We start from the raw sequence: 20,814 nt of genomic DNA on the forward strand, positions 1-20,814 counted from the left end.
CCGGAAGCCGGTGCGCGGCCGACGGGGCACACTCGGTCCGGGGGACGGAGGGCAGCGTGGGGACGGTCAGCCTCTCGGAGGACGACTTCGCGGCGGCGACGCAGGCGGCGGGCATCGTGCTGGTCGACTTCCGCGACACCGCGTCGGGATCGAGCCGGGCGTTCGCCGCGGTCTTCGACGCCGTCGCGCAGCGCCACCCGGACCTGCGCTTCACGGCCGTGGACCTGCCCGCCGAGCCGCGGCTCGCCGCGGCGATCGGGGTGAAGCGCGCGCCGAGCCTCATGGTCTTCCGCGACGGCGTGCCGGTGTTCGCCGAGCCGGGCTGGTTCCCCGAGGACTCCGTGGAGCTGCTCATCGCCACCGTCCGCGACCTCGACATGGTCGCCGTCCGCGAGACCTTCCCGGAGCCGGTCACCGGACCCTGAGCACGGCTGCCCGACGCTGGTCCGGTGACGGATCGGTGGTGGCCCCGTGACGCCGACCCGGCACGCTCACCGTCACGGGAGCACCCAGCGGCACCGTCCCCGGACGCCGTGAGTTCGGACCGCTCGTTGTCGGGTCATCTCACCGCGGAGGTCGTCCAGTGACGCTCTCACCTGCAGACGCGAAGGCCGTCGTCGAGGCGCACAACAGGTACCGGAGGGACGTGGAAGTGGACGTCCCGGACTTGCCTGGTCCGGCGCGCTCGCCACTGATGCGCAGAAGTGGGCGGACCACCTGGCGAGCCTGCCCACGTGGCCGGCCAACCCGCACAGCGGTGTCGGCGGGGAGAACATCGCGCGGGCCACTGCGGGGTCGAAGACCCCGGCGCAGTTCGTGGACCAGTGGGGAGCGGAGAAGGCGAAGTTCATCCCCCCGTGCACGTTCACGGGGAAGGAGCAGGGAGACCTGTGCTCGACCACGGGGGACTGGCGGCACATCGGTCACTACACGCAGATCGTCTGGCGTCTCACGACCCACGTGGGCTGCGGTCTGGCCACGAGCGTGGCGACCGGGAGGGACATCTTCATCGCCCGGTACGCCCCGCCCGGGAACGTCCGCAACAAGCTCGTCTACTAGAGCTCGTGCTCCGGCGCGAGATCCCTCGGGGTGCCACCCAGCGACGGTAGGGATCGGTCCCGGGGGCGGGAGGGCGGCGGAGGTCCGTGAGCCGCAGGCGGCGCTCGTGCCCGCGAGGCTGTCACCGCGGCGGCCGTGCGGGCTAGCGTGGGCCGCAGCCGGCTACGACGCCGTCCTCCCGCACCCCATCCCGCCCGCGGCGGGCCCGGACAGGAGGCCCCATGGGCCGACCCGTGCTGCTCACCGTCGACGACGACCCGGCGGTCTCGCGCGCCGTCGCCCGGGACCTGCGCCGGCGCTACGGCGAGACCCACCGGGTGCTGCGCGCCGGCTCCGGGGCCGAGGCGCTCGGAGCGCTCCGTGAGCTCAAGCTGCGCGGCGACCCGGTCGCGGTGCTGCTCGCCGACCACCGGATGCCGGAGATGAACGGCATCGAGTTCCTCGAGCAGGCCATGGACCTGGTCCCGCGGGCCCGCCGTGCGCTGCTCACCGCCTACGCCGACACCGACGCCGCCATCGCGGCGATCAACGACGTCGACGTCGACGCCTACCTGCTCAAGCCCTGGGACCCGCCCGACGAGAAGCTGTACCCCACCGTCGACGCGATGCTGGCCGCCTGGCACGACACCCCCGACCCGGAGGTGCACGGCGTCAAGCTGGTGGGGCACCGCTGGTCGGCGCCGTCCTTCCGCGCCCGCGACCTGCTGGCCCGCAACGCCGTCCCGTACCGCTGGTTCAACGCCGACGAGCCGGACGGACAGCGGATCCTCGCCGCCGCCGGAGCCGGACCGGACGACGTCCCCGTCGTCGTCACCGCCGACGCGCAGGTGCTCAAACACCCCGGCGAGGCGGAGCTGGCCGCCGTCGCCGGGCTCGCCGTCGACCCGCGGGAGGAGTTCTACGACCTCGTGGTCGTGGGCGGCGGGCCGGCCGGGCTGGGCGCCGCCGTGTACGGCGCGTCCGAGGGGCTGCGCACCGTGCTCGTCGAGCGGGAGGCCACCGGCGGGCAGGCAGGCCAGAGCAGCCGGATCGAGAACTACCTCGGCTTCCCCGACGGCGTCTCCGGTGGGCAGCTGGCCGACCGGGCCCGCCGGCAGGCGGTCAAGTTCGGTGCCGAGCTGCTGCTGGCCCGCGACGTCGTGGCCCTCGAGGCGCACGGGCCCAAGCGGGTGCTGCACCTCGACGACGGCCGCCGCATCGGCGCGCACGCCGTCGTCCTGGCCACCGGCGTCTCCTACCGGAGCCTCGGCGTGGACGGCGTCGACGACCTGACCGGCCGCGGCGTCTACTACGGCTCGGCGATGACCGAGGCCGCCCAGTGCGCCGACAGCGACGTCTACATCGTGGGCGGGGCCAACTCGGCCGGGCAGGCGGCGGTGTTCTTCTCCCGGTACGCCCGCTCGGTGTGCCTGCTGGTGCGCGGCCCGTCGCTGGAGGCGTCGATGTCGGCCTACCTCATCGAGCAGATCGCCGGCATCGGGTCCATCTCGGTGCGCACCTGCACCACCGTGGCCGGTGCGCAGGGCGACGGACACCTCGAGGCGCTCACCGTGGAGCACGCGCGGACCGGTGAGCGCGAGACGCTTCCGGCCAGCCACCTGTTCGTCTTCATCGGCGGCGCGCCGCGCACCGGCTGGCTGGACGGCGTGGTGGTGCGCGACGAGCGCGGGTTCATCCCCACCGGCCCGGCGCTGCTGCGCGAGGGGCGCCGCCCCGCCGGATGGGACCTCGACCGCGACCCGTACCTGCTGGAGACCAGCCTGCCCGGCGTGTTCGTCGCCGGGGACGTGCGGGCCGACTCGGTCAAGCGCGTCGCCTCGGCGGTCGGCGAGGGCGCGATGGCGGTCACCCTGGTGCACCGCTACCTGGAGGACCGATGACCGAGCTCGCGAGGTCACCCGAGGGCGGAGCACCGGTGACCACGGCGGCCGAGCGGCTGGGCCCGGCCGAGCTGCGCGAGCTGTTCCTCTTCGCCGACCTGGACGACCAGCAGCTGGCCTGGGTCGCGGAGCACGGCGCCGTCGTCGCGTTCCCGGCCGGTGCCGAGGTGTCGGTCGAGGGCGAGCCGGCCCGGTGCTTCTCGGTCCTGCTCGAGGGGACGCTCGCCATGTCCCGCCGGGTCGGCGGCAGCGAGGTCGAGACCGTGCGGACGTCGCACCGCGGTGTCTACTCCGGTGCGGTGCAGTTCTACGTCGGCGAGCGGGTCGACCAGCGCTATCCGGCGACGGTCCGGGCGGTGACCGACTGCCGCTTCCTCGAGCTGCCCGCAGCCGAGTTCGCCGCGCAGTTCCGACGCTGGTACCCGATGGCGGTGCACCTGCTGGAGGGCATGTTCATCGGCCAGCGGAACTCCGCCGAGCTGGTCGGGCAGCGGGAGCGGCTCCTGGCCCTCGGCAAGCTGACCGCCGGCCTCACCCACGAGCTGAACAACCCGGCCGCGGCCGCGTCGCGGGCGGCCGCCGCGCTGCGGGAGCGGTTCGCCGGGATGCGCCACAAGCTGGCCCTGCTGTCCGAGGGCAGGCTCGACGGCGCGGTGCTGCGGGCGCTGACCGGTCTGCAGGAGGAGCTGGTGGCCCGGGTGGGCAGCGCCCCGGAGCTCACCGCGCTGGAGCGCGCCGACCGGGAGGACGAGCTCGGCGACTGGCTCGACGAGCGGGACGTCGGCGGCGCGTACGAGCTGGCCGGGGTCTTCGTGGGCGCGGGCCTGGGGCCGGCGGACCTGCAGCGGGTCGCCGACGCCGTGGAGCCGGCCGCCCTGGAGCCCGCGCTGCGCTGGCTGGCCTACGCGGTGGAGACCGAGTCGCTCCTGGCCGAGATCGCCGACAGCACCGGCCGCATCTCCGGCCTGGTGGACGCCGCCCGCCAGTACTCGCAGCTGGACCGGGCTCCGTACCAGCCCACCGACCTGCACGCCGGGCTGGACGCCACGCTCGTCATGCTCGGCGCGAAGACCCCGCCGGGCGTGCGCGTGGTCAAGGACTACGACCGGTCGCTGCCCCCGGTGCCGGGCTACCCCGGTGAGCTCAACCAGGTGTGGACCAACCTCATCGTCAACGCTCTCGACGCCATGGCGGGCGAGGGGACGCTCACCCTGCGCACCGCCCGGGAGGGCGACTGCGCGCTGGTGGAGGTCGCCGACACCGGGCCGGGCATCCCCGAGGAGCTGCGGCAGCGGGTGTTCGAGCCGTTCTTCACCACCAAGCCGGTCGGGCAGGGCACCGGCCTGGGCCTCGACGTGTCCTACCGCGTCGTCGTCACCCGGCACGGCGGCGACCTGCGGGTGCGCTCGCGGCCGGGGGACACCCGCTTCCAGGTGCGCCTCCCGCTGACCGAGGCGGCGCCCGCCTGACCCCGGAGCGGCCATCTCCGCGGAGACGGCGGCCTCGAGCCCCGCCCTGCGGTGGTACCGACCCCGGCGGAGGATCGACGGGGACGGCAGGCGCGCACCGGCGCCGCCACCCCGAACCCCCGGAGGCGCCCGTGACGGCCCGGCCCGACGTCGACCGGACCGCGCGGGACCCCGGCGGCGATGCCGAGGAGGAGTACCGGCCCGACCCGCGCCGCTGGCGGGCGCTGTCGGTCACCCTCGTCGCCGGCTTCATGAGCCTGCTCGACGTCAGCATCGTGTCCGTCGCGCTGCCCACGCTGCAGCGCGACCTGGGGGCCTCGCCCGCGGCGGTGCAGTGGGTGGTCTCCGGCTACGCGCTGACCTTCGCGCTGATGCTGGTCCCGGCGGGCCGGCTGGGCGACGCCCTCGGCCGGCGGCGGATGTTCCTCGTCGGGCTGGCCGGCTTCGTGCTGTGCAGCGCGGCGGCCGGCGCGGCACCGAGCGTGGGGCTGCTCATCGCGGCCCGGCTGGCGCAGGGGCTGGCGGCCGGGGTCCTGGCCCCGCAGAACTCGGGGCTGATCCAGCAGCTGTTCCGCGGCGGTGAGCGGGGCCGGGCGTTCGGGCTGTTCGGCGCCGTCGTCGGGGTGTCGACCGCGGTGGGGCCGATCGCCGGCGGGCTGCTGCTGCGGGTGGCCGACTGGCGCTGGATCTTCTACGTCAACGTGCCGATCGGCGTGGTCGCGTTCGTGCTGGCCTGGCGGCTGCTGCCGAGGGGCGGGACCGGCCGGTCCGGGCGGATCGACCTGGGCGGGGTGTCGCTGCTCGGCGCGGGTGCGCTGGCCCTGCTGCTGCCGCTGGTGCAGGCGGAGTCCGGTGGGCTCGCGCGGCTGTGGTGGCTGTTCCCGGTCGGGGTGCTGGTGCTGGTCGGCTTCGTCGTCTGGGAGCAGCGGGTGGTGCACCGCGGCGGGGAGCCGGTGTTCGACCCGCGGCTGGTGACGCAGACGCCCGGGTATGGGCTGGGGGCGGCGCTCGGCACCGTCTACTTCGTGGGCTTCAGCGGCATCTGGCTGGTCTTCGCGCTGTTCTTCCAGACCGGCCTGGGGCTCACCCCGCTGCAGTCCGGGCTGGCGGTGACGCCGTTCGCGATCGGCTCGGCGGCGGCCGCGGTGGTGGCCGGGCGGCTGGTCGAGCGCTTCGGCCGGCTGCTCACCGTGCTCGGCCTGGTCGGGGTGATGGCCGGCCTCGGGGCGACCGTCGCCGTCCTGCTGCTCGTGCCTCCCGACGCCGTCCCCTGGGCGGTGGCGCCCGCGCTGCTGGCCGGTGGCCTGGGCGGCGGCTTCGTCATCTCGCCGAACATCACGATGACCCTGCGCGAGGTGCCCGTCCGGATGGCCGGCGCGGCCGGTGGTGGGCTGCAGACCGCGCAGCGCTTCGGCGCGGTCATCGGGACGGCGGCGCTGCCGGGTCTGTTCTACGTCGTCCTCGGGGCGACGGGCGAGGACTACCCGGCGGCGGCTGCGGCGGGGCTGGGTGTCGCCCTCGTCGGGATCGCCGCGGCCCTCGTGCTCGCCGTCGTCGACCTGCGGCACGGCCGGCGGCAGGACGCGGCCGACGCCGCCGCGCGCGACGAGGCCGACCACGACGCCGTGCACGGCCACGGGCACGCCGCCCACTCCTGAGACGACGAGGGGGTGCCCGGCCCGCGATCGGGCCGGGCACCCCCTGGGTGCCGGGTGCTGCGTCAGCGCACCGAGGACTCCGCCAGCTTGCGCTGCGCGTCGCCGGCGTCGCGCTCGCCGGGGCCGGCGTTGGTGGCGTCGGACGGCAGCTCGGCGTCGGACGGGCCGCCGTGGTGGTCGTCGAGCATGGTCGCCTCGTCGAAGGGGCTGCTGCCCGACAGCGCCGCCGACAGCTGCTCGCGGTCGAGCTCCCGCGTCCAGGTGGCGATCAGCACGGTGGCGATGGCGTTGCCCGCGAAGTTGGTCACCGCCCGCGCCTCGGACATGAACCGGTCGATGCCGACGATCAGGCCGACGCCGTCCAGCAGCTCCGGACGGTGGGCCGAGAGCCCGCCGGCCAGCGTGGCCAGGCCTGCGCCGGTGACCCCGGCGGCGCCCTTCGAGGCGATGATCATGAAGACCAGCAGCCCGATCTGCTCACCGATCGACAGCGGGTCGCCCAGCGCCTCGGCGATGAACAGCGAGGCCATCGTCAGGTAGATGGCGGTGCCGTCGAGGTTGAAGGAGTAGCCCGTCGGGACGACGATGCCGGCGACCGGCTGGCTGACACCGGCGTGCTCCATCTTGGCGATCAGCCGCGGCAGGGCGGTCTCCGACGACGAGGTGGAGACGATCAGCAGGAACTCGCGGCCCAGGTACTTCAGCAGCGAGAACACGTTGATCTTGGCGACCAGGCGCAGGATCAGGCCGAGGATGACGAAGACGAAGACGGCGCAGGTCGCGTAGAAGCCCAGCATGATGATCGCGAGGCTCTTCAGCGCGTCGATCCCGGTCTCGCCGACGACGGCGGCGATCGCGCCGAAGGCACCGATCGGGGCGACCCACATGATCATCGCGAGGACGCGGAAGACCAGCTTCTGGAAGTGGCCGATGCCGCGCAGGACCGGCTCGCCCGCGCGCCCCATCGACTGGAGGGCGAAGCCGACCAGCAGGGCGATCAGCAGCGCCTGCAGCACGGACCCCTCGGTCAGCGCCGAGACCAGCGTGGTCGGGATGATGCCGAGGATGAACTCGGTCGTCCCGCCGCTCTCGTGAGCGGTCTCGGCCAGCTGGGCGCCCTGACCGCGCAGCTCGTCGGAGAGCTGCAGCCCGTCACCGGGGTGCAGGATGTTGCCGACGACCAGGCCGATCGCCAGGGCGATGGTCGACATCAGCACGAAGTAGCCCAGCGCCAGGCCGCCGATGCGACCGACCTTGGCCGCCTGCCGGATGGCGCCGATGCCGAGCACGATGGTGCAGAAGATGACCGGCGCGATCAGCATCTTGATCAGCGCGACGAACGCCGTGCCCAGCCACTTGAGCGAGACGGCGAACTCGGGGAAGGCGAACCCGACCGCGATGCCGGCGAGCACCGCGCCGATGACGGCGAGGTAGAGCCAGTGCGTGCGGTCCCGCCGCTTCGCGGGCGGTGGCGCGTCAGCGACGGTGCCTGAGGCCATGACTGCTCCTGGGGGATCCGGGGGATGGGGGCGGCCCGTGATGGGGGCCACTGCACAAACGGTGCGGGTGCTCGGTGACCGCCGTCACGCATTCGTTCATTGCGTACACGCCGGTCGCGGCGCGGGGCTCCGCACGCGGGACACTCGCGGACGTGCGCGTCCCCGCCTTCCTCTCGCACCGCCGTCGTGGCGACGCGAGCCTGGCCCGGCGCCTGCTCCTCCTCCAGGCGCTGGTCGTGGTGGTCGTCGTCCTGACCATGACCGCCGTCGCCTATCTCGAGGCCCGCCAGGCGGTGCGCCAGGCGGCCGCGGAGGAGACCACGGCGATCGTCGCCAGTCTCGCCGACTCCCCGCTGGTCCGCTCGGCGGTGACCGGGCCGGACCCGACGGCGGTGCTGCAGCCCTACGTCGAGGAGGTCCGGGCCGACACCGGGACCTCGTTCATCACCGTCCTGGCGCCCGACCGCACCCGGTTCACCCACCCCGACCCGACGCAGATCGGCAAGCCGTTCATCGGCACGATCGGCCCGGCGCTCGAGGGCGAGACCTTCACCGAGACCTACACCGGCACGCTGGGCCCCTCGGTGCGCGCCACCGGCCCGGTGGTGGACGACGACGGCGACGTGGTGGCCGTGGTGTCGGCCGGGGTCACCGTCGAGGCGATCGGTGAGGACCTCGCCGCCGCCGTCCCCGGCATCCTCGGGACGGCGGCCGCGACGCTGGCCGTCGGCGCGCTGGGCAGCGCGGCGCTGTCCCGGCGGCTGCGGCGGCAGACCCACGGGCTGTCCCCGGCGCAGCTCGCGCGGATGGTCGACTACCACCACGCCGTGCTGCACGCCGTCCGCGAGGGCCTGCTCCTGGTGGACGACGAGCAGCGGGTGCAGCTGGTCAACGACGAGGCGCGGCGGCTGCTCGGGCTGACCGACGACCCCACCGGCCGGCACGTCGGCGAGCTCGGCCTGCCCCCGCAGCTGACCGCGGCGCTGGGGCAGCAGCGCACCGCCGTCGACGAGGTGCACGTGACCGGCACCCGGGTGCTGGTGGTCAACCAGGCCCCGCCGCGGCCGGAGGGCCGCTCGGCCGGGGCGGTGGTGACCCTGCGCGACCACACCGAGCTGCAGGCCCTGACCGGCGAGCTCGACAGCGTGCGCTCCTTCGCCGAGTCGCTGCGCGCCCAGGCGCACGAGGCGGCCAACCGGCTGCACACCACCGTGTCGCTGGTCGAGCTCGGCCGCACCCAGGAGGCGATCGACTTCGCCACCGCCCAGCTGGCCTCGGCCCAGCAGCTCACCGACCGGGTGGTCGACGCCGTGGGCGACCCGGTGCTGGCGGCGCTGCTCCTGGGCAAGGCCGCGACGGCGCACGAGCGCGGCGTGCTGCTGGAGGTCGACCCGGGGACGGCGGTGGGGGAGACCGGCATCCCCGGCGGCGACCTGGTCACGATCGTCGGCAACCTGCTGGACAACGCGATCGACGCCGCGCTGGCCGGCGACCCGCCGCGGGAGGTGCAGTTCGCCGCCGAGGTCGACGGCGAGCGGCTGGAGATCCGGGTCGAGGACACCGGCCCCGGAGTCCGCGAGGAGGACCTGCCGCGGGTGTTCGAGCGCGGCTGGAGCACCAAGGAGACGACCGCCGCGCCCACCGGGCTCGGTCGCGGGCTGGGGCTGGCGCTGGTCGCCCAGGCCGTCGCCCGGCACGGCGGCACGCTCACCGTGCGACCCGGCCCGGGGGCGCTGTTCACCGTCACCCTGCCCGTCGGCGTACCGGCGGTGCCCCGGTGATCGGTGTCCCCGTCATCAAGGTGCTGGTCGTCGAGGACGAGCCGGTCGCCGCCGAGGCGCACCGCGCCTACGTCGACCGGACGCCGGGCTTCACCACCGCGGCGGTCGCCGGCACCGGGGCCGCGGCCCTGGACGCGCTGGCCCGCCAGCCGGTCGACCTGGTGCTCCTGGACATGAACCTCCCCGACGGCCACGGCATCGACCTGTGCCGGCGGATCCGCGGCGCCGGCGCCCAGGTCGACGTCCTCGCCGTCACCTCGGCGCGGGAGCTGGCCACGGTGCGCGCCGCGGCTGCCCACGGCGTCGTCGGCTACCTGCTCAAGCCGTTCACCTACCCGGCGCTGCGCGACCGGCTGGCCGCGTACGCCGACTACCACGCGCGGTTGCACGCCGGCGGGGACGCCGCCGGGCAGGACGACGTCGACCGCGTGCTCGGCGGGGTGCGCCCCAGCCGGCCGGCGCCGCTGCCCAAGGGGATGGGCCGGGAGACCCTCGACGCCGTCGTGGCCGCGGTGCGCGCCGCCGGCGCGGGGCTGTCCGCCGCGGAGACCGCCGAGCTGATCGGGGCCTCGCGGATCACCGCCCGCCGCTACCTCGAGTACCTCGCCGACACCGGGCTGGTCGACCGGGCGCCGCGCTACGGCGGCACCGGCCGCCCCGAGCTCGAGTACCGCTGGCGCTGAGCCGCGATGACCCGGGCGCGGTAGCGTGGACCCGAGCGGCGGGCCCCGCGCTCCTCGTGCGTCACTCCCGCGGCGTACCCGACCACCGGCCCCGGCTCCCGGGGTCCCGGACCTGGGTCGCCCAGCCGCTGCGGTGGACGACCGGAGGTCGACGCCATGGCGAACCCCGAACCGTCGGACCCCCTCGACCCGGTCGAGGCGCTGGAGCGGCTGGGCCGCCTGAGCCTCCGCGAGCACTGCATGAGGTCCCTGCTGCAGACGGTGGCGGACCTGGCCGGTGAGGTCGTGCCCGGCGATCCGGAGACCTCGGTGTCCCTGCTCATCAACGACCGGCCCGGCACGTCGGTGTTCACCGGAGAGCTGGCCCGGGCCTGCGACGAGAGCCAGTACGCCCGCGGCTACGGACCCTGCCTGCACGCTGCCGGCACCGGGGAGGTGGTCGAGATCGCCGACGCCCAGGCCGAGACGCGGTGGCCGGACTACACGGCGTACGCCGTCGAGCAGGGCATGCTCAGCTCCCTGTCGGTCCCGCTGCCGATCACCGAGGGCATCGCGGGGGCGGTGAACCTGTACGCCCGCAAGCCCAACGCCTTCGACGAGGCCAGCCGCTCGGCGGCCGTCCGGTTCGCCGGCTACGCCTCGGTGGTGGCCGCGAACATGTACGCCCACGAAGAGGCCCGCGACCTGGTCGAGCACCTCGAGCGCAGGGTGGAGTCGCGCGCGGTCGTCGAGCGGGCCACGGGCATGCTCATGGAGCGCCACGGGCTCACGACCGAGCAGGCGCGGCAGGTCCTGGCCCGGGTGGCGAGGTACGCCGACTCCAGGGTCAAGGACGTCGCGGCCGGTCTCGTGCGGACCGGCGAGCTCCCGGGGGACGGCGATCCGGCGGCCGACCTGCTCGAGGGCACGGGTCCCTGACCGCCCGCCGGAGTGCCGGTTCGGCGCACCCACCGCGCCAGGCGCCCGGTCGGCATGCCCGCCGGGCCGGGGGATCGCCACCGGACGGCAGGGTCAGCGCGCCGGGGTGGCCTCGCGCGCGTCGTCGTCCCTGCGGTCGACGTCGTCCCCGGCCACCGCCTCGCCGCGGGCGACCAGCCCGGCGACGTCGGACAGCGGGATCTCCCGGAGGAACAGCGCCAGCAGCAGCGCGACGGCGAAGGCCGGCAGCAGGTAGCCGAACACCGGGGCCAGGGCGCCGGCGTAGGCGTCGACGATCGCCGTCCGGAGCGGTTCGCCGGCGGCCTCGACCGCCTGGGGGACCAGGCTGTCCGGCGAGGTGATGCCGGCCGCGACCGCCTGCTGGGCGTTGTCCTGCAGGGCGCCGGTGAGGTTCTCGGCCAGCCGGTTGGTGAAGACCGTGCCGAAGACGGCGACGCCCAGGGTGGCGCCGACCTCGCGGAAGTAGTTGTTGGTCGAGGTGGCCGTGCCCAGGTCGCGCGGGGAGACCGCGTTCTGCGCCACGAGGACGACGACCTGCATGACCAGGCCGAGGCCGAGGCCCATGACGAACAGCATCGTGCAGATGGTGACCAGCGAGGTGTCGCCGGACAGCGTGGTCATCCAGAGCATCGCCGCGGCGATCACCAGCACGCCGGCGATCGGGAAGACCTTGTACCGGCCGGTCCTGGTGGTCGCGATGCCCGAGCCGATGGCGGTGATGAACAGACCGGCCATCATCGGCAGCATCAGCAGGCCGGAGCTGGCCGCCGAGGTGCCCGAGGCCATCTGCAGGAACGTGGGCATGAAGGCGATCGCCGAGAACATGCCCAGACCGATGGCGGCGCCGAGCGCCGTGGCCACCACGAAGGTCGGGTTGCGGAAGAGCGACAGCGGGATGATCGGCTGCACGGCCCGCTGCTCGACCAGCACGAAGGCGAGCACCGACACGGCGAAGACGGCCATGAGGACCAGGGTCCAGCCGTCGGTCCAGCCGCGGTCGCCACCGAAGTCGGTGAAGAACACCAGCGAGGTGGTGGCGGCCGAGAGGGTGGCGATGCCGGCGTAGTCGACCGGCTCGGTGTTGCGCTTGCGCGGCAGCGTCAGGGCGAACCAGCCGATGACCAGCGCGGCGATGCCGACCGGGACGTTGATCCAGAAGCACCACTGCCAGCCGAGGCTCGCGTGGTCGGTGAAGAACCCGCCGACGAGCGGGCCGGCGACCGCGGCCAGGCCGAAGACCGCGCCCAGCGGGCCGAGGTACTTGCCGCGCTCCCGGGCCGGGACGACGTCGGCGATGATCGCCTGCGACAGGATCATCAGCCCGCCGCCGCCGAGGCCCTGCACCCCGCGCCAGACGACGAACCAGGTGAAGTCGGTCGACAGGGCCGCCCCGACGCTGGCGGCGGTGAACAGCGCGATCGCGACGAGGAAGAGGTTGCGGCGTCCCCACAGGTCGCCGAACTTGCCGTAGATCGGCATGACCAGCGTGCTGGCCAGCAGGTAGGCCGTCGTCACCCAGGCCATGTGCGAGACGCCGCCGAGGTCGCCGACGATGGTCGGCATCGCCGTCGAGACGATGGTCTGGTCGAGGCTGGAGACCAGCATCCCGGCGATCAGCGCCGAGAAGACCAGGTTGATCCGGCGCCGGGTGAGGACGAACAGCGGTGCGTCGTCCGTCGCGGTCGGGGTGGGGGCGTGCACAGGGCTCCTCGGGTCAGTGGGGGAGGGCGGCCAGGCCGCGGGCGAGGACGTCCCACGCCTCGTCGACGAGGCGGGGCAGGGAGTCGGTGAAGCCACTGGTGAGCCAGCGGTGCAGAGCGGTGCGCATCACCGCGCCGCTGGTCAGCGCCAGCAGCGTGGGCAGCGTGTCGGTGTCGACGTCGGTGCCGGTGCGCTCGGCGACGGCGGTGGCCAGGGCGCGGTCGGCCTCGCCGAAGTGGGTGACCAGCCGGCCGACGAGGTCGGGGTTGGCCTCGATGACCTGCAGCCGCAGCGGCCACAGCTCGGTCTCGCGCGCCATCTCCTCGGCCTGCTCGCGCTGGACGGCGCGCAGTGCCGCGACGGTGGACTCGTCAGCGGGCCGCCCGGCGAGCGCCTGCGCCGTCCGCCGCAGCTCGGCGGGGTCCAGGCCGAGGACCGCGTCGTCCTTGGTGGCGAAGTAGTTGAAGAAGGTGCGCGGGGAGACGTCGGCGCGGGCGGCGATGTCGTCGACCGAGACGCCGTCCAGGCCGCGCTCGGCCACCAGCCGCAGCGCGGCCTCGTGGAGCGCCGACCGGGTGGCGGCCTTCTTCCGCTCGCGGAGCCCGGTGGTCACCGAGCCATCGTTGCATGGTCTGCAAGTTTGCGGACCGTGCAGAAGATGTCGCGTCGATCACCGCGCGTCAGGCCTGCGGTGGCGTCGGCGCGTACGCCAGCAACCGCCACGAGCCCCCGGCACGCGTCCAGACGGCGAGGGCCAGGTTGTCGAGCGTCTTCGGGACGCCGGCGACGTCGACCACCGCGGTCATCCGGCCGACGACGATCGCGGTGTCGCCGGTGACCTCGACCCGGTCGACCGGGTGCTCGGCCCGGCGGTACACGTAGTGCCGCGACCGCAGCTTGGCCAGCCACTGCTCCTTGGTGTCGCGGGTGCCGCTCGAGTGGGTGTAGCAGAGCCCGTCGGCGAGCAACTGCTCGAGCGCGTCCAGGTCGCCGTCCACCATGGCCCGGTAGCGACGGTCCTCCGCCGCGAGCACCGCCTGCACGTCGTCTCCGAGTTCCGCCACGGCGCCATCGTGACCGGTCCTGCCGAAGGGACGCACCGCGGGCCCGGCGATGAGTCGGCGTGCCCGCGCCGGTCTGACCGTCGTGAGCGCGACCGATCCGAGGGACGACGAGGCCGCCGTCCGGGACCTGATCCACCGCTGGGCGCGAGCCGTGCACGCCGGCGACCTGGACGACGTCCTCGCCGACCACACCGAGGACGTCGTCGTGTTCGACGTCCCGCCGCCGGAGGACGGTGTCCGCGGCCTCGACGCCCACCGGGAGACCTGGCCGGCGTTCTTCGACTGGCAGCGTTTCGGTGCGGCGTTCGAGGTCGTCGAGCTGTCCGTGACCGCCGGCGCGGACGTCGCCTGGGCGTACGCCCTGCTGCGCTGCGGCACCGGGGACGAGGTGGCCGAGCACCCCGGACACCGGCTGCGGCTGACCCTCGGCCTGCGCCGGGAGGGCGGCCGGTGGCGGGTCGCGCACGAGCACCACTCGTTCCCGCTGCGTCGAGCCGTTCCCGGGCTCAGGCTCGGGAGGTGACGGTCCGCGAGCTCGTCGTCCTCGGCACCGCCAGCCAGGCGCCCACCCGCATGCGCAACCACAACGGCTACCTGCTGCGCTGGGACGGCGAGGGGCTGCTGTTCGACCCCGGTGAGGGAACGCAGCGGCAGATGCTGCTGGCCGGCGTCGCGAGCAGCGCGGTCACCCGGATCTGCCTGACCCACTTCCACGGCTGCTAGTGCTTCCTGATGCACAGATATCGAAGCCGAGGTCACTCACCACTGCCAGATGGGAAGGGACGCCTCCTGTTCCGGCTCCTCCTGCCGAGGACCCAGGCGACCGTCCAGAACCCGAGGACGGCTCCGATCGCGCAGATCCACACGAACAGCGGAACTGACGGCCGATCCTCCGGTGGAGCCAACTCGTAGAGGACGGGCACGAAGACCCCGTAGCCCCACAGTACGACGATGATGAAGAGAACCAGCCCAGCGCGAAGGAAGTAGACGTAGAGGGCCGTACGCCGGTCCAGCATGTGCCAGTTCCGGCGTGCCAACTGCTCGATCTCGGCCGCCAGGGTCCTTTTCAGGGGCCCGGCGACGTCCTCAGGTACGTCCTTCAACAACGCGGCGTGCTCACGGATGCGTCGCGGCAGAGTAGGCCACCGCAGGATCGGGATGAAGGCCACCGCGAGCGGCACCAGGGCGGTGAGTAGCTGCATGACCACGGTCAGCAGTCTAGGTAGCCGACCTCTGGGAACCGCTTCGCTTGGGAGCGGCATGGAGTCTACGGAGGCCCCATCCCTTGACGACGCTCAGACCGGGAGCGGAGCGTCCCGCACCATGCCCGAGCTGACCCCGGCCCCCACCTACTTCGAGCTGGTCGAGCCCACCCTGACCGCACCGGACGGCCGACGCATGTGGCGGCTGACCGACGACGTCCAGGTGACGATCTATCCCAACGGCCGGATCAGCGTCACCGACCGCACGCGTCCTACGTTCGATGTGCGCAACCGCCCCACCCGCAGGGGGACGGAGGTCGACCTGGTCCCACGTCCCGACGCGGCCTAGCCGCGCCGGTTCGGGTCGATCGGCAGGCCGCTCGGTCGCTCCCCGTGGGCCCGGTAGTCGGCGATGGCCCGCTCCCGCTCCTCCGGGGTCATGACGTGCGGCGGGGCGTACCTGCGCATCAGCTCGGAGAGGACTTCAACCTCTTCCTGGGCGTTCCTGATGTCCCGTCGGTCGGCGTCGGTCAACCAGCGGATCGTCATGCGGGGAGGGTAAGAGCCATCGACAGTCCTGAACAGCACAAAGGCCCTCTCCCTACGCTGCCGGGAGAGGGCCTCTTCCTGTGTCAGATCAGCCCCCGCAGTGGGTCACCGGGTTGAAGCTGATGAGCGGGAAGCCCTCGACCATCAGTTCCCCGATAGACCCGAAGGGGATGAACTGGCTCTGTAGGGTCTGCGGTTCCTCAGTGAACAGGAACGTTCCGCTCGACACGACCTTGCCGTCGATCCGCCAGGTGAAGTCCACCACCTGACCGGTCGACATGACGTTCTGCTGGTCCAGTCCGATCGTGGGGGTCAGTTCGCACCCGTTGTCGAGTGTGACGACGTCCTGCTGCACGGTGAAGACGGCAGCGAGGGCTCCGCCGTGAGCAACGTGCTGAACGCACGACCTCTGGTCCGTGAAGTTCGGGCCAATGATGACGCCGTCCAGCACCGGACGGAGGACGGCGAACCCGCCGTCCCGGCACAGGCTGGCGTCTCGCTGTTCACCCTGAGGAACGGGAGGGTCTGCCGCAGCAGTGCCGGTCATCGCCGCGAACAATGCGACGACGAGTACGAGCAGTCGAGTCTTCATGTGTCCATTCTCCTTCTACTTGACCGTGATCGGATGTGGCTTAGCGTCGCCGGAGAGGTCGTCTCAGTCGACGCCATAGGGCCCTGCCAACCTCATCCAGTAGATGAGGGTTCGGACAGTCGATCCCGTCCGAGCTAATCAATAGAAGTGGCGTCACCCCGTCTGATGCAGGAATCACGATGCGCGAGTCGAGCACCAAGCGATCCATCTCAGTTCTCCAGCTGATCGCCGTGCTCGGGGCGCAGGAAGGTGATGGAGGCATCCAGCACGGTGTCGGAGTCCCGGTCGTTGATGCCGCTCTCCAAGCCGATGCCCCGGATCCAGTCAGGCGAATGCCCCTGTGCCAGCGCGTCGCACATCAACTGGCCGAAGCCCTCAACCTCACCAGCGGTGCCGTAGCAGGGCACCAGGCCTTCGTTCCGCATCTCCGCGAGGAAGGCGTCGGGGTCGGGCTGGAGAGCCTCGACGGCTTGCACCGTCTTCCCCTCGACGCTGTTGGGCCCGCTGCACTGCGCGGCTCCGCTTCAATGTCTGGAAGAAGCGGTGCGCTGGTGCTTCGGGGAGATTCGTACAGCTCGCTCGCACCCAACTGCTGTCCTGACGTGTCCGTCGAGGAGGTGTACATGTGGACGGGGACGGGCTTTCAGTTGGTGGATAGGACTGCTGAGCGAAAGTAGCGTGACAGCCTTGGATCTGTGAGCCAAACCCTACGGCCTGAGAGCCCGACGCGGTCCGACTACGGGCGCCGACCACCGCTGCCGTCCCGGAGGGTGGCTCCGAGTGAGAGACGGGACAACCGTATCCGGAGTACCCGAGCTAGCTCTGAGTGAGCGGCCCAGGTACGGCCGCCCGGGGCGGCCATGGGGTTGCTTCGTGCGCATCCTGGACCCGTTGGCGACGGCGTCTCCGCCTTTACGGGAACTGCACTCCTGCGGCCACAACTGGCGTGAGCATCCCGGCACGCCAGCGATTGACGGCGTGGAGTGCAGCGAGTGTGTCTACGAGTTGGAGCACGGGGAGCGGCCGAATGCCGTTCCGCTGTGCACCAGAAGCCCTCCTGCGCCACTCGTGATGCGGTGACGCCGCTGTCCCTAGGTGGGCCGTTCAGGGACGGTGGGCGGCCTCAGACGCACACATGCCAAGACCGTCCCTCGTCTCTCACCAGGCCCGGAAAGGTGCGGCCTCAACGACGAAGCCCCCGCCCCGGCTGACCGGAACGGGGGCTTCGTGCGTGTCGAGGTATCAGCTGAGGTTGACCGTCACGCCACCAGAGAACGGCGAATCGTGGAGCTCAAGCGCGGTGAGCTGGGTCCCGACGGGGACGTCGTAAGCGATCTGCCCGTCGACCGTGCTCCCGGGGTTGAGCTGGTTCAGGAACGTGCTCGTGTCCCCCAGGTACACCGCGGCGCTGCTGTCCGCCGAGTACTCCTTGCCCGCAGCGTCCAATGCCTTCTGCGAGCTGGCATCGAGCAACTGGGCCTCGTTGCCGATGTTCTTCACGGTGAGCGACACGAGGCAGAAGGTCCCCTGCGCCGTCTTGGTCACCGGGGCTTCCCCGAGCGTGTTCTGAGAACAATCCACACTCGTCACCGTGAACTCGAACTTGCCGTCCTGAGCCGGCTGGTTCAGGCCCACCGCGTTGACCGCGTTCTCCGACGAGCCGCCTCCAGTCGAAGACGAGCCGCCGTCAGAGGACGACGAGGACGAGCTGTTCTCGCCGCCGCCACTGGTGGCGATGGCGATGATGACGATGAGAGCGATGACCGCGAGAAGGATGAAGCGCTTCTTCTTGTAGAAGGGCCGGCTGGCCTTGCGGTACGCCTTCTCAGCCTTCGCCTGAGCCTTCGCGCTCCTGGGGTCGGCAAACTGAGGAGGAGGAGTGGGATGAGACATGGAGGATCCCCCGTCGAGAACTCTGAGTGACGCAGATGTTTGATCTTGAGAGCCCTCTGCTCAGCAGATCATCTACGGCCAGGCTGGTGCTTTCGTCAGACTAAGTTCTGGATCTCCTCCGGTCATGAACCGTCTTCGACAATCCCCCCCGAGAAAGATGGCACGTGTTGCCAGGACGTACGACCGCAACGACCATCCCGCCGACCTGGTCGATCTGAGCGCGCCCGCCCGGCCGACGGGTTGGACGACCTCGAGTGGGCCGCCCAAGGACACGGTTGGACCAGCAGTCGCGACGGGCATGATCCGCGGGACAGGGCCCGGCACCGCAGTCGTGGATCGGGCCTGTGGCCTGCGGTGACGCTGGCACCGCCAACGCCATCAGCACCGCCCGCACCGCCGCAGACGCGCGACCCCCAGCGTCGGCACCCCGAACTGACGACGCCGTGACGGGATGCCGACCGAGCGGATCCGCCACCGGCGACACCGGACAGCCCTGGCGTGGAGCGGCCTCAATCGTCGCGCCCGACACCGCGGTCGGGTGCGGTCATGTCCCCCGTCAAGGGCGTGCCCTCGGCGAGCCCGTAGCGCAGGTACACGGTGCCCCGCGGGCTGGCCACCGGCGGTTCGAGGAGCGTGACGTTCGTGGGCACCGCGCCGCCGTCGAACACCTTCTTCCCGACGCCGAGCACGATCGGGTGCACCCAGAGGTCGAGACGGTCGAAGAGCTTCTCGCGCAGCAGGGTCTGCACCAGGTCCAGGCTCCCGACGACCTTCACGTGCTCGTGCCGGTCGCGGATCTCGCGCACCGCGCCGGCCAGGTCCGGACCGAGCTGCGTGGACCCGGCCCACGGGAGGTCGGGCCTGCCGCGGGAGGCCACGTACTTCGGCACGCGGTTGAACAGCGTGGCGATGTCGCCGTCCTGGCCGCCCTCCTGGTGCGGCCAGTAGGCGGCGAAGATCTCATACGTCCGCCGGCCGAGCAGGAGGGCGTCCGTGCCCTCGTACGCGGCGCCGACCTGCGCCCCGGCGACCTCGTCCAGCAGGGGCGCCTGCCAGCCGCCGAACGGGAACCCCGCCGGGTCCTCGTCGGGGCCGCCGGGCGCCTGCCCGACGAGGTCGAGGGTCGCGAACAGCTCGATGTGGACGAGGCCCCATGGCCCGCTCCCGGTGGGTCGGTCGACTCGGTCGAGGGGTGGACCGGTGGACGCCGGCGAACTGAGCGCTGCGGTCCTAGCCGACCTCGCCGGAGCCGTAGTCGCCGAACGGCTCGGTGGCGACGGCGCTGATCGGCACCTCCGCCAGCGCCCGCCCGGCCGCGTCGAGGGTGCGCACCTCGCGGGCGCCGGCCGGGAGGAGGGCGACCCCGCCGCCGTCGGGCAGCGGGACGGTGGCGAGCACGCCGCCGCGCTCGTCGAGGACGGCGGCGGCCGTGGCCGGGGCGGGCGCGGTGACGACCAGCCAGCGGCCGGCGTCGGACGGCTCGGTCTCGGGGGAGGAGAGGTCGCAGATCCGCGCCACGACGAGCCCGGCGACGTCGGTGGTGCCCGGCGGGGTGTGCACACCGCACGAGACGGTGCGCCCGGCCCCGGTGCTGCCGAGCTGCCCGGCCCGGGTGGTGACGACGAGCCCGCCGCCGGGGCTGCGACCCACGACGACGGCGACGCTGCCCGGCACCTCGGGCATCGGCAGGCCGCCCGACCAGAGCAGCTGCGGCTGCAGCTCGGCGGGTTCGGCGCCCAGCGGGACGGAGATGTCGGTGAGTGCCTCGGTCACCAGCCGGTCGGCCGGAGCAGCGGTCGCCGGGCGCAGCGGCTCCAGGGGTGGGACGTCGGCGGGGAGCGCGGTGCCGGGAACGCCCGCGCGGTACACCGGCTGCCCGTCGCGCAGCACGCGGACGCTGGTGCCGGCACCGCCGGTCGTCGTCGGCACCCCGGTGACCGCGAGGCCGTCGTCCGCCGGGACCGGCTCGTAGCGGCGGCCGACCGTGCCGCGCGGGCCGACCTGCAGCCGGGGGGAGACCTCGACCCGGTCGCCGGGGGCGGTGAGGACGACGAGGGTCGCCGGGCCGGGGCCGCCCACCAGCAGCGACGCCGGCCGGAACGGGCCGAGGTCCTGCGGGACGTGGCGGGTGAGCTGCTCGGGCGGTGCGCCCACCGGGCCGGTGAGCCAGACGCCGCGGACGTCCTCGTCGACCGTGCCGGCGAGCAGGACGACCCGGCCGTCGGGGGTGTCGGTGGCGAGGACGACGCGGCGGTCCTCGACCGGGGGCGGGGTCAGCGGGCCCCAGTCGGCGCGGCGCGCGGCCTCGACGAAGGCGGCGTCGCCGGCGAGCGAACCGCGGGTGGGCTCGGTGAGCACCGGGACGTCGGCGGCCTGCTGCTGGGCATCCGGTGGGGCGGGCGGCTCCGTGGTCAGCTGCGGGACCACCAGCGCGGCGGCGGCCACGGTGACGGTGGCCGCGGCGGCGGTCCCGGCGGTGCGGACCCGGCGCTGCCGGCGGGCGCGGCCGAGGGCGTCGGTGGCCGCCGCGTCGGCGTCCAGGCGCCAGCGCGCGGGCGGGACGGGTGCGGGTCGGGGGCGGTCGTCGAGCGACTCGAGGACCTGCCCGTCCCCGCGCGGCGACGCGGCGGCGTGCAGGGCGTCGGCGGCGGTGGTCGCGGGATCGGTGCCGCGCCGTCCCCAGTGCCGCCGGGTGCGGGCCAGGGCGCGCTGGACGGCGTCCTCGGCGCGGTCGGGGTCGCCGGTCAGCCGGAGCGCCTCGGCGAGCAGGCCGGCACGCTCGGCGGCGACGAAGCGGCGGAAGGCCGCGTCGGCACCCTCGGTCATGCCGGCCAGTGTGCGCTGT

General features: G+C 73.2%; 22 protein-coding genes. 11 read left to right on the forward strand and 11 right to left on the reverse strand.

Going from position 1 to position 20,814, the window contains the following annotated elements; translation table 11 throughout:
- Window positions 1-56: 56 nt before the first annotated feature.
- The 5 genes from BLS21_RS18930 (at window position 57) to BLS21_RS18950 (ending at window position 6,066) form a co-directional block, all read left to right on the forward strand.
- The gene (locus BLS21_RS18930; RefSeq protein WP_091222124.1) at window positions 57-425 is read left to right on the forward strand and encodes a thioredoxin family protein; all 369 of its coding nucleotides are present in this window, start codon (window positions 57-59) and stop codon (window positions 423-425) included.
- Between the two features lie 136 nt (window positions 426-561).
- On the forward strand, window positions 562-1,059 hold the full coding sequence (locus tag BLS21_RS18935; protein ID WP_091222127.1) for a CAP domain-containing protein: 498 nt from the start codon (window positions 562-564) through the stop codon (window positions 1,057-1,059).
- A 221-nt stretch (window positions 1,060-1,280) separates the two neighbouring features.
- On the forward strand, window positions 1,281-2,939 hold the full coding sequence (locus BLS21_RS18940) for an FAD-dependent oxidoreductase (RefSeq protein WP_091222130.1): 1,659 nt from the start codon (window positions 1,281-1,283) through the stop codon (window positions 2,937-2,939).
- Window positions 2,936-4,408, forward strand: coding sequence for an ATP-binding protein (locus BLS21_RS18945; RefSeq protein ID WP_245700566.1), 1,473 nt, complete (start codon window positions 2,936-2,938; stop codon window positions 4,406-4,408). The genes BLS21_RS18940 and BLS21_RS18945 overlap by 4 nt, the downstream gene beginning before the upstream one ends.
- 131 nt (window positions 4,409-4,539) lie before the next feature.
- On the forward strand, window positions 4,540-6,066 hold the full coding sequence (locus BLS21_RS18950; RefSeq protein WP_091222135.1) for an MFS transporter: 1,527 nt from the start codon (window positions 4,540-4,542) through the stop codon (window positions 6,064-6,066).
- A gap of 62 nt (window positions 6,067-6,128) precedes the next feature.
- Here BLS21_RS18950 and BLS21_RS18955 read toward each other — a convergent pair whose 3' ends face one another.
- Window positions 6,129-7,565: a cation:dicarboxylate symporter family transporter gene (locus BLS21_RS18955; protein WP_091222138.1), complete on the reverse strand. Its 1,437-nt coding sequence runs from the start codon at window positions 7,563-7,565 to the stop codon at window positions 6,129-6,131.
- 152 nt (window positions 7,566-7,717) lie between these two features.
- Between BLS21_RS18955 and BLS21_RS18960 the strand changes: the two genes are divergently transcribed.
- The 3 genes from BLS21_RS18960 (at window position 7,718) to BLS21_RS18970 (ending at window position 10,947) form a co-directional block, all read left to right on the forward strand.
- Window positions 7,718-9,346, forward strand: coding sequence for a sensor histidine kinase (locus BLS21_RS18960; RefSeq protein WP_091222141.1), 1,629 nt, complete (start codon window positions 7,718-7,720; stop codon window positions 9,344-9,346).
- Window positions 9,343-10,029 carry a response regulator gene (locus BLS21_RS18965; RefSeq protein ID WP_091222146.1) on the forward strand — a complete coding sequence of 229 codons (687 nt, stop codon included), beginning with the start codon at window positions 9,343-9,345 and terminating at the stop codon, window positions 10,027-10,029. Before BLS21_RS18960 ends, BLS21_RS18965 begins: the two co-directional genes overlap by 4 nt.
- 156 nt (window positions 10,030-10,185) lie before the next feature.
- Window positions 10,186-10,947, forward strand: a complete 762-nt coding sequence (locus tag BLS21_RS18970; RefSeq protein ID WP_091222148.1) for a GAF and ANTAR domain-containing protein — start codon at window positions 10,186-10,188, stop codon at window positions 10,945-10,947.
- A gap of 93 nt (window positions 10,948-11,040) precedes the next feature.
- Here the strand turns inward: BLS21_RS18970 and BLS21_RS18975 are convergent, their stop codons facing one another.
- From BLS21_RS18975 to BLS21_RS18985, 3 genes are all read right to left on the reverse strand, one after another.
- Window positions 11,041-12,669, reverse strand: a complete 1,629-nt coding sequence (locus BLS21_RS18975; protein ID WP_245700568.1) for an MDR family MFS transporter — start codon at window positions 12,667-12,669, stop codon at window positions 11,041-11,043.
- A 13-nt stretch (window positions 12,670-12,682) separates the two neighbouring features.
- Window positions 12,683-13,282 carry a TetR/AcrR family transcriptional regulator gene (locus BLS21_RS18980; protein WP_175479644.1) on the reverse strand — a complete coding sequence of 200 codons (600 nt, stop codon included), beginning with the start codon at window positions 13,280-13,282 and terminating at the stop codon, window positions 12,683-12,685.
- Window positions 13,283-13,349: 67 nt separating this feature from the next.
- Window positions 13,350-13,733 carry a nuclear transport factor 2 family protein gene (locus tag BLS21_RS18985; RefSeq protein ID WP_217636205.1) on the reverse strand — a complete coding sequence of 128 codons (384 nt, stop codon included), beginning with the start codon at window positions 13,731-13,733 and terminating at the stop codon, window positions 13,350-13,352.
- Window positions 13,734-13,815: 82 nt separating this feature from the next.
- On the opposite strand from BLS21_RS18985, the gene BLS21_RS18990 reads away from it, so the two are divergent.
- Window positions 13,816-14,256 carry a YybH family protein gene (locus BLS21_RS18990; protein WP_217636206.1) on the forward strand — a complete coding sequence of 147 codons (441 nt, stop codon included), beginning with the start codon at window positions 13,816-13,818 and terminating at the stop codon, window positions 14,254-14,256.
- Complete coding sequence (locus BLS21_RS18995; protein WP_245700570.1) at window positions 14,253-14,456, forward strand: MBL fold metallo-hydrolase; 204 nt, start codon at window positions 14,253-14,255, stop codon at window positions 14,454-14,456. The genes BLS21_RS18990 and BLS21_RS18995 overlap by 4 nt, the downstream gene beginning before the upstream one ends.
- Before the next feature lie 32 nt (window positions 14,457-14,488).
- Here BLS21_RS18995 and BLS21_RS19000 read toward each other — a convergent pair whose 3' ends face one another.
- Entirely contained in the window at window positions 14,489-14,941 is a 453-nt protein-coding gene (locus tag BLS21_RS19000; protein ID WP_091222156.1) for a hypothetical protein, read from the reverse strand.
- 115 nt (window positions 14,942-15,056) lie between these two features.
- Here BLS21_RS19000 and BLS21_RS19005 point away from each other — a divergent pair, with 115 nt between their 5' ends.
- Complete coding sequence (locus BLS21_RS19005; protein ID WP_091222158.1) at window positions 15,057-15,284, forward strand: hypothetical protein; 228 nt, start codon at window positions 15,057-15,059, stop codon at window positions 15,282-15,284.
- On the opposite strand, the gene BLS21_RS19010 is transcribed toward BLS21_RS19005, so the two are convergent.
- The 6 genes from BLS21_RS19010 to BLS21_RS19035 form a co-directional block, all read right to left on the reverse strand.
- Entirely contained in the window at window positions 15,281-15,484 is a 204-nt protein-coding gene (locus tag BLS21_RS19010) for a hypothetical protein (RefSeq protein ID WP_139177211.1), read from the reverse strand. The genes BLS21_RS19005 and BLS21_RS19010 overlap by 4 nt on opposite strands.
- An 88-nt stretch (window positions 15,485-15,572) precedes the next feature.
- Window positions 15,573-16,076, reverse strand: a complete 504-nt coding sequence (locus tag BLS21_RS19015) for a hypothetical protein (protein WP_091222163.1) — start codon at window positions 16,074-16,076, stop codon at window positions 15,573-15,575.
- Window positions 16,077-16,285: 209 nt separating this feature from the next.
- Window positions 16,286-16,552: a DUF732 domain-containing protein gene (locus tag BLS21_RS19020; RefSeq protein ID WP_091222165.1), complete on the reverse strand. Its 267-nt coding sequence runs from the start codon at window positions 16,550-16,552 to the stop codon at window positions 16,286-16,288.
- Window positions 16,553-17,318: 766 nt separating this feature from the next.
- Window positions 17,319-17,969: a DUF4352 domain-containing protein gene (locus tag BLS21_RS19025; RefSeq protein ID WP_091222168.1), complete on the reverse strand. Its 651-nt coding sequence runs from the start codon at window positions 17,967-17,969 to the stop codon at window positions 17,319-17,321.
- Between the two features lie 509 nt (window positions 17,970-18,478).
- Window positions 18,479-19,108: a dihydrofolate reductase family protein gene (locus BLS21_RS19030; protein ID WP_091222499.1), complete on the reverse strand. Its 630-nt coding sequence runs from the start codon at window positions 19,106-19,108 to the stop codon at window positions 18,479-18,481.
- 91 nt (window positions 19,109-19,199) lie between these two features.
- Window positions 19,200-20,795 carry a SigE family RNA polymerase sigma factor gene (locus tag BLS21_RS19035; protein ID WP_091222171.1) on the reverse strand — a complete coding sequence of 532 codons (1,596 nt, stop codon included), beginning with the start codon at window positions 20,793-20,795 and terminating at the stop codon, window positions 19,200-19,202.
- Window positions 20,796-20,814 lie beyond the last annotated feature (19 nt).

Source organism: Geodermatophilus siccatus (genome assembly GCF_900103785.1).
GTDB lineage: Bacteria > Actinomycetota > Actinomycetes > Mycobacteriales > Geodermatophilaceae > Geodermatophilus > Geodermatophilus siccatus.